Here is a 13,093-nt window from a genome sequence, read left to right as displayed (position 1 = left end):
TGTGTCCCCCCTGCAATTATTCCATAATAGTTACTTGACAAATATTTTGTTGCGCGTTTATTTCTTCAATCACTTCATCTGCTAATATTTCATCTGTTTCGATAACCATAAGCGCTCTTCTTCCTTTTTCTTTACGAGAAACACTCATTGTACTAATGTTAATTTCATGTTTCGCAAGGATTGAAGCTACTGCTGCAATAGCACCGAAGCGATCGTTATTTACAATAAGTAGTGCTGGACTCGTGCCTGTTAATTGAAGATCGAATCCATTTAATTCTACAACTTCAATTTTACCGCCACCAATTGAGCAAGCAACAACTTCAATTTCTTCTTCACCTTTATACAAACGAATTCTCGCTGTATTTGGGTGAGGTGCATTTGCATCTTCTTCAATAAATTCTACTTCGATTTTGCGCTCTTTTGCTATGTCTAGCGCTTCTGGAATACGTAAGTCATCTGTTTCAAACCCTAATATCCCACCTATTAACGCTACATCTGTACCATGCCCACGATACGTCTTTGCAAATGATCCATATAATGAAATGCTTACTCTTTCTGGTTCATGACGAAACAGCTGGCGAGCAACTTGCCCCATTCTTGCTGCGCCTGCTGTATGTGAACTTGATGGACCAATCATAACTGGACCAATAATATCAAATACTGAGCGATACTTCATCATAACTCCCCCTAAACCTCTGTGCAAAAATTTTTTACTATTCTATTAAGCTACCGAATCGGTTGCTTTTCCAGTTGTACGACGAATTTGTTCCGCTATACGAATTGGATAGTTTTTGAATAACAGTGAAACAATATATCCTGAAATAATACCAATTATCATAATAAATAAGAAACTTAGCATTACCTTCATTTACTAATCATATAAGCTAATCCACAATAAAGTCTTGTAGCAATCCAAAGTTTAACACAGAACCCCTTACAAGCATAGCATAAAGTGAACCTATAATCAGTGGGGGTTTTGTTCATCCCCCACTGATTATTAGTTGAACCAATCGGACGTTTACGGGCAGTTGATCTCCCACCTAACTTCTTTGCCCCAGCCGAATTTTGAGGTGGGAGTTTTACTGCCCGTTAATGTCGGATAAACAAGTGAAACTCCCATTACTTTCATACCTTTTAGTGCTTTAAAGCTAAAAAATGAAAAAAGACTTAGTACAAATAATAGTAATATCCTTCTTATTTATAATTCTCATGTTTCCCTCTCACGATTTAGTCAACTCCACTTGTTACGACAAATGGCTAAAACGCATGTAGCCTACAATAAATTATAATCTGCCCTCATTATAGCTTGTTTTTAATAAAACGCTTACTTTTAATAAATTTTAAAAGTTCTGAATAAAGATCCGTTTTTGCTATTTGTACCACTCGTATGTCGTCTGACTTATATAACAGTTTCTCTAAACAATCGGTACTATGTATTTTTATCCTATTTCTTCACATCATTAAAACTTTCTGTTTCATCCAATATAAACATAAAATGATAACAGTTTTATTTTAAATTTTTTTTAGAAATAAAAAAATGGCAACCTTTCGTCACCATTTTTTCACACCATTATTATCTATCTACTGGAAATAATTTCAAATCCGTAGCTATTTCTGTATTAGAAAATAGCTCTCTTGCCTCTTTCCATAATTCCTTATATGTATCTCCTTGATAACGAGAACTAATATGAGTCAATATTAATCGTTTTGCATTTGCCTGAAGTGCAATACTCGCAGCTTGCTTAGATGTAGAATGAAAATAATCATATGCTTGTTGTTCATCCTCTGCTGCAAAAGTGGCTTCATGAACAAGTACGTCAGCGTCTTGTGCCAGCTCTCTACTCGCTTCACAATATCTTGTATCACCTAAAATGGTAATAATTCTTCCCTTTTGAGGTGGACCAATAAAGTCTTTTCCATTTAGTATCGTACCATTTTCTAATTCAACTACTTCTCCATCTTTTAAGCGTTTAAAGAGCGGGCCAGGTTTCACACCCATCTCCAGTAATTTATCGACTAAAAGAGCACCTTGTATATCTTTCTCTACAATACGATACCCAAAACATTCAATACCATGTGACAATCTTTTCGTTTCCACGTGAAATTCATTATCTTCAAATACAGTACCTTCTTCTATTATCTCCACAATTTCAAGTGGGTATTTTACATGTGTCGTACTTACTGATAATGCCACTTCAATAAATTGTTTAATTCCTTTTGGTCCATACACTGTTAAAGGTGTAGTCCCTCCTTGAAATGAACGGCTTCCTAATAAACCAGGCAAGCCAAAAATATGATCACCATGTAAATGCGTAATAAATATTTTTTCAATGCGGCGTGGGCGTACTGATGTATGTAATATTTGATGTTGCGTCGCCTCGCCACAATCAAATAACCAAGTCTGTCCTCGTTCTTCTAACAATTGCAAAGCAATTGCCGAAACGTTCCTTCCTTTCGAAGGAACACCTGCACCAGTTCCTAAAAATACAAATTCCACTTTCTTTCCTCCAGCTCTTTATATAATCTACCTTTCATCTTACGGAATGTTATTTCAAATGGCAAATCGAATTTACATAACCGATCATCTAGACAACTATATATCACGAACGTTATACTCAAAAAACTTAGTAATCGTTCGTGTTTTATGTTAAAATGATTATACTACATTTTAAGGGAGCGTTTTATTATGAAAGAAGCATTTCGTTTACAAACTGATTTTTCATCTTCATTTGATCGCTGGGTAAGTTCTTTCGTTTCTGATCACCCAGCACAATTAGAATGGACGACTTTGAAAGAATTAATCCATGAATATACAACAACACATACAAATGATTCATTACCAACATATATTTCTTCAGCTTTAACATATTACGCACAACGCGTTTCAACAACAAACAGTTCAGAAATTGTTATTTTTGAAAATGCTACAATCTCATAATCTATAAATAAAAAAGCACTGGTTACAGTGCTTTTTTATTTATACTTATTTAGCAAATCATCATATTCCGTCAAAAAATTTGTATACATACTTTGATCAAACTCATCTAAATTTATCCTTTCACTTGATTTATTAAATAATTCTTTTGCTTGTAGTGCAAAAGAAACAATTTATTTTCTATAAAAACTTTATAGTAAAAAATTTCATAGTTAATTGTAAAAATAAAAGGTGTCATGATATTTACAGCTTCATGACACCTTCTACATAAACTTATTTTCTAATTTTTGTTGAAAAGACTTTTCTTGCTTACGTAATAATTGACTACCTCGTTGTAAAATCGGCATTCCATACTTATCATTAATTTGATCGATGACAGCAAGTAGCGGCTCTTCTTTCACATCTTCTTCAAATGAAAACAAATCTAATTGTTTCACCGATTCTGTCTTCCACTCTATTTCAGTGGCTGTAACACCTAGTAAACGAACGGAATCACCGTCCCAATGTTGCTTCCATAAACGAGATGCTGCCTGAAAAATATCTCGTTCTTTCCAAATCGCATTTTTCAATTGCTTACTCCGTGTTACTGTCCGCCTATCATGATATTTAATCATAATTTGAATATTATAGCTGACAAGAGTTCGCTTTTGTAATCTTTTACTCACTGATTTTGATAGCCGTTCTAACATATCAAGTAATTCTTTCTCTTCATCCATATCCTTTGAAAAAGTCATCGAATTACCGACACTTTTATGTTGTCCCATTTGACTCGGGTCAACTTCCCTATCATCCATACCTTTTGCCCGCCTTTGCAAATCAACGCCATGCTTTCCAATTTTAGCGCGAATGATATGTTCGTTTCCTTTTGCTAACTGCTCAATTGTTTGTATATGAATATCATTTAATTTTTCAGCTGTTTTTTCTCCAATTCCATGCATTGCTTCAACTGGAAGTGGCCAAATCATTTCTGGAATATCTCGTTTTCGAAGCACGGTAATACCGAGAGGCTTTTTCATATCAGAAGCTGTTTTTGCTAAGAAAAGGTTAGGAGCAATTCCGATGCTACACGGAAGCTGTAACTCTGTTAATAACGCCTGCTGAATCATCTTTGCTATTTCAAGAGGTGAACCGAGTGCGTAGCAATCTGTAATATCTAAATACCCCTCATCTATAGAGACTGGTTGTATTTTTTCCGTAAAACGTGAAAGAATTTGAAACATTTGAAATGAAGCTTCACGATATAATGTAAAATTAGGACGCATTACAACTAATTGCGGGCATAACCTTTTTGCTTCCCAAAGAGGCATCGTTGTACGTATTCCATAGTCTCTTGCCTCATAACTACATGTTATAATAATTCCTTTTCTTTCTTTTTCATTTCCAGCAACTGCTAACGGCTTCCCTTGTAATGATGGGTCATGAGCAATTTCAACAGATGCGAAAAAACAATTCATATCTACATGCAAAATAACACGACCATTTTTCGGATACATTTCTCGCATAGTACTCACTCCCTAATCAGAACGTTCGTTCTTTCATTATATCAAATTTTGCATAATAGTTATAATAATTACTTGTTCTTTTCCTTTCATACATTTGATACAATTTACATAAAATGTATCAAATTACAAAAAGGGGTGATGATGATGAAATCAACTAATAAACTCAACTATACGTTCCTTGTGATTATATTAATCATAGCTATTAATTATTTACTGCTTCCTATTTTCAACTTTAATACATTTGGATTCTTCCCTCGTCTAGTACATATAGCAACAACTTATATATTGCCATGGATTTTCTTGTATTGGCTGATCCGCCTTGTAAAAGCAATCGAATCAAAATAAAAAGCGTGTAAATCAATTGTGATTTACACGCTTTTTCTATTACATTACTTCGCTACTTCTTCAATAATTGCTATAACTAATTCTGCTGTTTTCGCTAATTCTTCAACAGGAATCTTTTCGTTTGTTGTATGAATTTCTTCATAACCAACCGCTAAGTTAACTGTTGGAATACCGTGTCCTGCAATTACGTTTGCATCACTTCCGCCACCACTTTGGTGAAGAGAAGGTGTACGACCAATGTTTTCAGCTGCACGTTTTGCAACTTCTACAACGTGATCGCCCTCAGCAAATTTAAATCCTGGGTACATAACGTTTACTTCAACGTCTGCATGACCACCCATTTCTTTTGCAGTTGTTTCAAATGCTTCTTTCATTTTCGCAACTTGTGCTTCCATTTTTTCATTGATTAAAGAACGCGCTTCTGCAAAGATTTGTACATGATCGCAAACGATATTTGTTTGTGTACCACCTTCAAAACGTCCAATATTTGCAGTTGTTTCAGAATCAATACGACCAAGTGGCATCTTCGCAATTGCTTTCGCTGCGATAGTAATTGCAGATACACCTTTTTCTGGTGCTACACCAGCATGAGCTGTTTTCCCACGAATAATTGCATTCACTTTCGCTTGTGTTGGAGCTGCAACAACGATTTCACCAACTTTTCCATCGCTATCTAATGCGTAACCGTATTTCGCTGTAATGCGCTCACGATCTAATGCTTTTGCACCAACAAGACCAGATTCTTCTCCAACTGTAATAATAAATTCAATTTTACCATGAGGGATGTTTTTCTCTTTTAAAACACGAATTGCTTCGAACATTGATGCTAATCCAGCTTTATCATCCGCACCTAAAATCGTAGTACCATCTGATACGATATATCCATCTTTAATAGAAGGCTTAATTCCATTACCAGGAACTACTGTATCCATATGAGAAGTAAAGTAAATTGTATCAACACCATCTTTTGTTGCTGGTAAAGTACAAATTAAATTACCTGCACCATGCCCAGTAACAGCCATTGTGTCATCTTCAAATACTTCTACACCTAAATCTGTAAACTTCTTTGTTAATACTTTACAAATTTCTGCTTCAAATTTCGTTTCAGAATCTACTTGTACTAATTCCATAAATTCATTTACTAAACGTTCTTGATTAATCATAAGACTGCGCCTCCTGCACTACCATTATGTATGTAACACTATTAATTATAACAGAATTTCGCAAAAGTTTCGAAATACAAGACAAAAAACAGACGGTTTATATGTCTAGATAACCATCTGCTTTCTATTACTCATTTAACAATACCCAGCGCATATGATCTTCCCATACTCCATTAACCATTAACATTTTCCTAGACACGCCCTCATATTGAAAGCCTATCTTCGTCACTACTTGTATAGATGCTAAATTTCGTGGCATAATCGGTGCTTCTATACGATGTAACTGAAATTCCTCAAAAGCAACTTGAATCGCTTTTCTAAGCGCTTCTGTCGTATAACCTTTGTTTAACTCTGCCTTATCTAATTTATAGCCGAGTACACAAGATTGATAAATTCCGCGAACAATTAAATTAAATGATATACATCCAATTATTTTCGTATCATCACCCTTTTTAAAAATCCAAAGCCTGATGATTTTACCTTCTGCAAACTCTTTTCTATCCTTTTGTAACTTTTTCTTCTGATAATCTAACGTAAAAAAATCATCCGGTCTATACTCTTCCCAAGCTTTTAAAAATTCACGATTTCTGTCGTAATATTGAAGAACTTTTTCAGCATACGACTCATCAATTTCCCTTAAATGTAAACGATTTGTTTCATATATTTTCATCATCGTATCTCCATTCTTCAGCTTGCATAACAAAAAACTTATACTCTATCATTAATTATATATTCTCTACATACATACAAATTTCCTGTTATACTTTACATGCACTTCTCGAATTTTGTCACTTCTCTCCCCTTGTCCACAATATCATTTCTCGTTACAATAATATTGTACTGATTTGCAAGGAGGCTTAACGATGCATAAAAAAGCTCAAAAAGTTATGATTTATGTAATGCTAATTTCTATGCTTGTAACAACATTACTTGCTGGCGCAAGTATGTTTTGGTAAAAAGGACGATGTGTTCGTCCTTTTTTTACTTTTTACACATAACATAATAAAATAAACCATCTCGATATCGAGATGGTTTATTTTATATAAAGCACAATCGCTACAATACTAAAGGAGAATGACATTACAAGTGCTGTTATAAAACTTGTATATTGTTTCTGCTGAAATGCTCCAATAACAAAAGTAAGATTGAGTAATGCCATACATACAATTGCTACAAGATAAGAACATATATTAAAAGTTGCCAATATGAATGTAATAACAAATAGAAATCCCATAAAAAATTGCATATACGAAATTTTTGGATTCAAGTACATATGAGCAACCCCTTTATCTAATTTTTTATCCTGATCGGTGAGGGCTGATAATCCGCGGGTAAAAAACATCCCACTGATTAAAGTTTCACTTTATCTTTCTATACTCTCATTAACTCATGGTTATGTACACATGTCAAGACAACTTATTACAATAGAAAAACTGCACCTCCAATTGTTAGACTGTGTCTAACAATTGGGGTGCAGTTCACTTTGTTGGCTTTTTCATATGCAATGGCCCCTTTTTGTTTTGCCAATTGCTGAAATGATTTTTTCGACTTCACAATCCATACTTTCGTTCCAATTGGAATGCGATCAAATAAATACTCCACATCGTTTTTCTTCATTCTTATACATCCTTGTGAAATATACTTTCCAATTGAACTAGGTTGGTTTGTTCCATGTATTCCATATTTACTTCCATCAGTTCCTCTTGCATTAAATCCAATCCACCTTGACCCAAGTGGATTTTTCGGTGACCCACCTGGAATATCCTTCGCAATATAATACGGATCCTTCGCTTTCATTACAACATCAAAAGTTCCCTCTGGAGTTAATTCATTTGTTTTCCCTGTCGCTACTGGAAAAACCTTTTGGATCTTTCCATCGTCAATATAAGCTAGTTTATTCGTCGCTTTATTTACAATAATAAAAGGATCTCCGGCACGTGGATTATCACCAAGAGGCCAAATAGGCGATAAAGAAAGACATAATATGAAAGAGAGAAGATACGGCATAATAATTCCTACCTTCTATATAAGTTCTTTTATATTATCCTTTCCCTTAAAACGGCTTTTAATGAGTAAATATTGTTCCATTTCATACACAAGTTGAACAAGCTTCGCACGTATCTCAAATTCTTCACGTGTAACGGGCAAGGGCATGTCTCTAAATAATTCTCTCATTTCTTGAAGCTGTCTTAAGGAAATAACCCCAGTACTCTCAGGGCTAATAGCATTTCCAATGTTTTCAACCACATCCGCAATCATATCAGCTTGTTCATATGTCCATGATAAAGAAGCTGCTAATGGTATCATCCGTTCTAAAATTTCGAATTGTTGCATGCGCATATTAAAATAACGATAGTAATAGCCATCTTCTCGCATAAATGCATTCTCAAGTTTCTTAAACGATAAATCCCTTGCTTCATTTAGCATATTTTCAGTTTCAATAAGTTCTGCCCCGCTCCAGCTACTTTCTCTGTTTCGTAAATACACGACCATTTCAAACAAAATTGTTTTAAAGTTACTTTCTATTGTATCCTGATACTCTTTTAGCTTATTTTCACTACTTGGCATATACATATTCACTAATAAAGCCACGCTAATTCCTATCGTTAATATCGCAATTTCATTCCCAATAATAAGCCATGTAATTTGTTTCAATGAATATAGATGCATCACAATAACTGAACTCGTGACAATACCTTCTTGAATTTTGAGCATAACTGCAGTCGGAATAAATGTAAGTAATAATATACTAATTGCAAGTGGTGTATATCCAATTGTTTCAAAAATACAAAACGCGAATACCATTGATAATACACAAGCAAAAAAACGATGTAGCGATACTTGAAGTGATTTACGTTTCGTATTTTGTACACATAATATAACTAAAATGCCCGCTGAACTATAAAATTCTAATCCTAATAACTGCGCAATAAAAACGGCTGCGCCTGTCCCTATTGCTGTTTTTACTGTACGGTATCCAATTTTGAACATAGCACTGCTCCTATATGTATAAACGTATTTACAGTTAGTATAAAAAAAGGATGACACAATGTCATCCTTTTCTACTTATTATTCACGCAACCTTTACATATTACAATATTTTTTGTAAAAATTGTTGCGCACGTTCACTTTTCGGTGCTACAAAAAATTCTGTTGGCGCGCTATCTTCTACAAGCTTTCCACCATCTAAAAAGAGAACACGATCTGCTACTTCTTTTGCAAATCCCATTTCATGTGTAACAATCACCATTGTCATTCCTGTCGTAACTAATGATTTCATAACTTCTAACACTTCTTTTACCATCTCTGGATCTAGTGCTGATGTTGGTTCATCAAATAACATCACTTCTGGTTCCATCGCTAACGCTCTCGCAATTGCTACACGTTGCTTTTGTCCTCCCGAAAGACGATTGGGATACGTATCTTTTTTATCTAATAAACCGACCTTTTCTAAAAGTTTCTCGGCTTTCTTGTCAGCTTCTTGTTTCGTTACTCCTTTTACATTGATAGGAGCATACGTAATATTTTCTAATACAGTCATATGAGGAAATAGGTGAAAATGCTGAAATACCATTCCGACATTTTCACGAACGTGCATAATATTCGTTTTCGGATTCGTTACTTCTTCCGTTCCAATCCAAATGTGACCATTTGTCGGTGCTTCTAGCACATTCATACAACGTAAAAATGTTGATTTCCCTGATCCAGACGGTCCAATAATTGCTACTACTTCCCCTTTTTCAATCGTTGTTGTAATCCCTTTTAATACTTCGTTTTTTCCAAATGATTTATGAAGGTTTTCAATTTTAATCACTTTTCTTCATTCTCCCTTCAATTGCCTTCCCGACTAATGTAAGAATAATGACTAGCATATAATAAATGAGTCCAACAAAAAGTAATGGTTCAAGATATTTAAACGTCTCACCGCCTACAATGTAAGCACGGCGCATTAAATCGGTCGCTCCTATTACTGTTACTACAGCCGATTCTTTCGTAAGTGTCGCAAACTCGTTCACAAGCGCTGGTAATATATTTTTTAATGCTTGAGGGAAAATGATATTTCGCATCATTTTCCCGTAAGGAATTCCTAAAGCCATCGCTGCTTCTGTTTGTCCTTTATCAACCGCTTGAATGCCGGCACGAATTACCTCTGACATATATGCACCTGAATTTAAGCTAAATGCTAATACAGCTGCTACGAATGCTGGTATTTCATAACCAATTATTTGCGGGACACCGAAATAAATAATCATTAATTGCAATACAAGTGGTGTACCACGGAAAATTGATGTATAAAAATCTGCCGCTATATTTAATGCTCGTATTCTAGCAATTTTGCAAAGCGCTAATAACGTTCCTAAAATAAACCCAACTAACGCTGATACTGCTACAATTTTTAAAGTAACTTCTAGGCCTTTTAGTATATATGGTATCGAAGGCGTAATCGCCGAAAAATCTAAGTTCATTCTTTTCATTCCCCTCACAGAAAAGTGAAAGGCAGCTTATTTTTCGCTGCCAAACCATTTCTTCACTAATTTATCCATTTCTCCATTTTCTTGCATTTTTTTAATTACTTTATTAAATTCTGCTGTTTTATCACTGTTTTTCGGAAGGGCAATTGCTGCTCCTACTTCTTCTGGTGCTTCTTTAATTTCAATTCCTTGTAATTCTTTCATTTTTTCTAAATAATTTTTAGCAACTGTGTCTTCTATAATTGCAGCGTCAAAACGACCAGCTTTAATTTCTTGTACGATTTCTGGTATACGGTCACGTCCCTCAACTTTGAAATCTACTTGTTTTTTAAATTCTGCTGCTTTCTCTTCTTGGATAGATCCTGTTTGTACCCCTACTTTTTTCCCTTTTAAATCCTCTACAGATTGAATATTAGAATCCTTTTTAGAAACGACCATGTTTTTCGCAACAAAATATATATCTGTGAAGTCAACATTATTTTTACGCTCTGCCGTTGGCGTCATACCTGCCATTACGAAATCAACTTTTCCTGAGCTAAGGGATGCTAATAAACCACCAAAATCCATATCTTTCACTTTCACTTCATAACCAAGTTCTTTTCCGATATATTTAGCAACATCAACATCAAAACCGATAATTTCATCACTTTTTGAAGCTTCTACGTATTCATATGGTTTATAATCTGCTGAAGTCCCCATAACCAGTACTTTCTTATTTTTTCCAGTAGCCTTTTCTTCCCCATTACTACAAGCACTGAACATACTTACAATTAAAATAAGTGCAAACGATATTGATAATAACTTCTTCATCTTTCTTCCCCCTAATAATGTATATTTAAAAGTTTAATAGAATATTTATTCGATGTTTGTATTGTATCAGCACTTTAATTTTTATGCAATATATAAAATAAAAATAAATATAATATCAATAAAAACACCGTTATGTATGTATAAAACATTGCATAAAAAAACAAAACTATGCATGTCCCATAAATTTTAATACTAAATAAAAAAAGGCGGTACATCCACTTCATTGTGGACGTACCGCCTTTTCGCTTATATTTATAGTTCTTCACAATTCTCTTCGAAATAAGATTGTAGTTTTGCAATAACTTGCATTGGTTCATGACCTTCAATTTCATGACGTTCTACCATCGTTACAATTTTTCCATCTTTTAATAAAGCGAATGATGGAGAAGAAGGTGGATATCCTTCGAAATATTCACGAGCTGTTGCTGTCGCTTCTTTATCTTGACCTGCAAACACCGTTACAAGATGGTTAGGACGTTTATCATAATGTACGGAATGCGCAGCAGCAGGACGAGCAATACCACCTGCACAACCACATACAGAGTTTATCATTACAAGTGTTGTTCCATTTCTTTTAAACGCTTCTTCTACTGCTTCCGGCGTCGTCAATTCTGTATATCCAGCAGAGACAATCTCTTCACGCGCTTGGCGGACAACATCATTCATAAAAAAGTTAAAATTAATCAATCTTTTCCCTCCTCTAAAACTATCTATTTGTATCTTACCAGTTAATGTTTATGAAATACAAGTAAGTTTACTTGTATTTAGGCATAGAAAAGGTGTTAGAGCCCTTGCTCTAACACCTTTTTTTTAATGGCCACGATGCTTTTGCTTTGCTTTTTGTACTTTAATTAAACGTCTTCTTTGTTCTTCAGCTTCTCGCTTCTCTTTAGACTGCACTTTCTTTTCTTGTTTATACAATTCATAAGATAAACTAATCGCTTCTTGTGCCTTAGTAAAACGCTTTACATTTACTTCTTTTGCCGCTTGTCGTATGATACGTTTTATATTTTTTGGACGCTGTTTTTCTTCCACTTCCACACCGCATTTTGCAACATGCTGGAAATATGCTAACATTGGACCATTCACAAATATAAGTACTTCTTCATCTGAAGGTTCCATTCCAAAAATATACCTTGCTCCATACAATTTTCCTTTTTCTTTATGCGTAATAATTCCTACGAAAAATTGACCATCGTGATATACTGTCAAATCCATTGACAGCCCCTCCTTTAAAAAATTAGAAATACTGGACATCCCGGAGGGGAAGGTTACTGACATGAAATCATGTGTCTGGACTACCGACCAGAACTGTGTTTTTGTATCTCTTTCATTATATTATATTTTTTCCATAATTTTCATATATTCAGTAATCATTTTTTTATGCGATCCTACAATATAGTCAGGTAGTTCTGTTAGTGGGAAGAATGTAAGCTGAACCGCTTCTTCTTTATTCATAACAAAATCTCCATCGTATTCATCCGTATAATAAGCGGTCGTTACAGATTGAAATTCATCACCGTTTGCTAATTTTGTAAAATAATTCGCTCCAGAAAATACATTAATTAATCGCAAGTTCTTCACTTCTATTCCTGTCTCTTCATATACTTCACGGCAAGCTGTTTCTTCTGGTGATTCGCCAAGCTCCATTAATCCGCCAGGCAATCCCCATTTTCCGTAAGGCTCTGTTCTTTGCTGTAATAAAACATCCCCATTTTCATTTATAACGAGTACAACAGCACCAACTAAAATTAAAGGGCGATGACCAACTATTTTTCGTAATTCTTCTACATATCCCATCGTATCGCCTCCTTTTTCGTTGTCCACACTATTGTATCATATGTATGAAACGACAAAATGCGTATA

Annotated in this window: 18 protein-coding genes and 1 pseudogene; 3 read left to right on the top strand and 16 right to left on the bottom strand. The window is 34.6% G+C overall.

The window, feature by feature from the left end; translation table 11 throughout:
* Nucleotides 1–16: 16 nt before the first annotated feature.
* The 3 genes from sdaAB to rnz form a co-directional block, all read right to left on the bottom strand.
* Entirely contained in the window at nt 17–676 is a 660-nt protein-coding gene (gene sdaAB / locus QCI46_RS06630; protein WP_353841843.1) for an L-serine ammonia-lyase, iron-sulfur-dependent subunit beta, read from the bottom strand.
* 45 nt (nt 677–721) lie between these two features.
* Nucleotides 722–868 (bottom strand): hypothetical protein, encoded by a 147-nt coding sequence (locus QCI46_RS06625; protein WP_179194447.1) that lies wholly within the window; start codon nt 866–868, stop codon nt 722–724.
* 705 nt (nt 869–1,573) lie between these two features.
* Nucleotides 1,574–2,497, bottom strand: coding sequence for a ribonuclease Z (gene rnz, locus QCI46_RS06620; protein ID WP_353839830.1), 924 nt, complete (start codon nt 2,495–2,497; stop codon nt 1,574–1,576).
* A 189-nt stretch (nt 2,498–2,686) separates the two neighbouring features.
* Here rnz and QCI46_RS06615 point away from each other — a divergent pair, with 189 nt between their 5' ends.
* Nucleotides 2,687–2,938: a DUF3932 family protein gene (locus QCI46_RS06615; protein WP_000656495.1), complete on the top strand. Its 252-nt coding sequence runs from the start codon at nt 2,687–2,689 to the stop codon at nt 2,936–2,938.
* A gap of 35 nt (nt 2,939–2,973) precedes the next feature.
* Here QCI46_RS06615 and QCI46_RS06610 read toward each other — a convergent pair.
* Nucleotides 2,974–3,108 (bottom strand): annotated as a pseudogene (locus QCI46_RS06610) (DNA polymerase IV); the annotation flags it as partial.
* A gap of 90 nt (nt 3,109–3,198) precedes the next feature.
* Complete coding sequence (locus QCI46_RS06605; RefSeq protein ID WP_353839829.1) at nt 3,199–4,437, bottom strand: DNA polymerase IV; 1,239 nt, start codon at nt 4,435–4,437, stop codon at nt 3,199–3,201.
* A 144-nt stretch (nt 4,438–4,581) separates the two neighbouring features.
* On the opposite strand from QCI46_RS06605, the gene QCI46_RS06600 reads away from it, so the two are divergent.
* Nucleotides 4,582–4,782: a hypothetical protein gene (locus QCI46_RS06600; protein WP_046956380.1), complete on the top strand. Its 201-nt coding sequence runs from the start codon at nt 4,582–4,584 to the stop codon at nt 4,780–4,782.
* Nucleotides 4,783–4,826: 44 nt separating this feature from the next.
* Here the strand turns inward: QCI46_RS06600 and QCI46_RS06595 are convergent, their stop codons facing one another.
* Nucleotides 4,827–5,945 carry a tripeptidase T gene (locus QCI46_RS06595; protein WP_048546358.1) on the bottom strand — a complete coding sequence of 373 codons (1,119 nt, stop codon included), beginning with the start codon at nt 5,943–5,945 and terminating at the stop codon, nt 4,827–4,829.
* Between the two features lie 127 nt (nt 5,946–6,072).
* The gene (locus QCI46_RS06590; protein ID WP_002008488.1) at nt 6,073–6,618 is read right to left on the bottom strand and encodes a GNAT family N-acetyltransferase; all 546 of its coding nucleotides are present in this window, start codon (nt 6,616–6,618) and stop codon (nt 6,073–6,075) included.
* Between the two features lie 190 nt (nt 6,619–6,808).
* On the opposite strand from QCI46_RS06590, the gene prli42 reads away from it, so the two are divergent.
* Nucleotides 6,809–6,901 (top strand): stressosome-associated protein Prli42, encoded by a 93-nt coding sequence (gene prli42, locus QCI46_RS06585; protein ID WP_000549038.1) that lies wholly within the window; start codon nt 6,809–6,811, stop codon nt 6,899–6,901.
* A gap of 77 nt (nt 6,902–6,978) precedes the next feature.
* Here the strand turns inward: prli42 and QCI46_RS06580 are convergent, their stop codons facing one another.
* From QCI46_RS06580 to QCI46_RS06540, 9 genes are all read right to left on the bottom strand, one after another.
* Entirely contained in the window at nt 6,979–7,218 is a 240-nt protein-coding gene (locus tag QCI46_RS06580; RefSeq protein WP_000281162.1) for a DUF3894 domain-containing protein, read from the bottom strand.
* A 146-nt stretch (nt 7,219–7,364) separates the two neighbouring features.
* Entirely contained in the window at nt 7,365–7,952 is a 588-nt protein-coding gene (locus tag QCI46_RS06575; protein ID WP_353839828.1) for a L,D-transpeptidase, read from the bottom strand.
* A gap of 15 nt (nt 7,953–7,967) precedes the next feature.
* A complete protein-coding gene (locus QCI46_RS06570) occupies nt 7,968–8,936 on the bottom strand; it encodes an aromatic acid exporter family protein (RefSeq protein WP_353839827.1) in 969 nt (322 codons plus the stop codon).
* Nucleotides 8,937–9,036: 100 nt separating this feature from the next.
* Nucleotides 9,037–9,759, bottom strand: coding sequence for an amino acid ABC transporter ATP-binding protein (locus tag QCI46_RS06565; protein ID WP_087985156.1), 723 nt, complete (start codon nt 9,757–9,759; stop codon nt 9,037–9,039).
* Nucleotides 9,752–10,411 carry an amino acid ABC transporter permease gene (locus tag QCI46_RS06560; RefSeq protein ID WP_001046922.1) on the bottom strand — a complete coding sequence of 220 codons (660 nt, stop codon included), beginning with the start codon at nt 10,409–10,411 and terminating at the stop codon, nt 9,752–9,754. The genes QCI46_RS06565 and QCI46_RS06560 overlap by 8 nt, the downstream gene beginning before the upstream one ends.
* A 36-nt stretch (nt 10,412–10,447) precedes the next feature.
* Nucleotides 10,448–11,227 (bottom strand): transporter substrate-binding domain-containing protein, encoded by a 780-nt coding sequence (locus tag QCI46_RS06555; protein ID WP_000735475.1) that lies wholly within the window; start codon nt 11,225–11,227, stop codon nt 10,448–10,450.
* A gap of 252 nt (nt 11,228–11,479) precedes the next feature.
* Nucleotides 11,480–11,893, bottom strand: a complete 414-nt coding sequence (locus tag QCI46_RS06550; protein ID WP_162862814.1) for a BrxA/BrxB family bacilliredoxin — start codon at nt 11,891–11,893, stop codon at nt 11,480–11,482.
* 144 nt (nt 11,894–12,037) lie between these two features.
* Nucleotides 12,038–12,445 (bottom strand): YjdF family protein, encoded by a 408-nt coding sequence (locus tag QCI46_RS06545; protein WP_353839826.1) that lies wholly within the window; start codon nt 12,443–12,445, stop codon nt 12,038–12,040.
* Nucleotides 12,446–12,565: 120 nt separating this feature from the next.
* The gene (locus QCI46_RS06540; RefSeq protein WP_353839825.1) at nt 12,566–13,027 is read right to left on the bottom strand and encodes an NUDIX hydrolase; all 462 of its coding nucleotides are present in this window, start codon (nt 13,025–13,027) and stop codon (nt 12,566–12,568) included.
* Between the last annotated feature and the right edge of the window lie 66 nt (nt 13,028–13,093).

Source organism: Bacillus cereus group sp. RP32 (genome assembly GCF_040459735.1).
In the GTDB taxonomy this organism is placed as follows: domain Bacteria; phylum Bacillota; class Bacilli; order Bacillales; family Bacillaceae_G; genus Bacillus_A; species Bacillus_A wiedmannii.
Note: the sequence above shows the minus strand (reverse complement) of the source record. Positions and strands in the feature narration are given on the sequence as shown.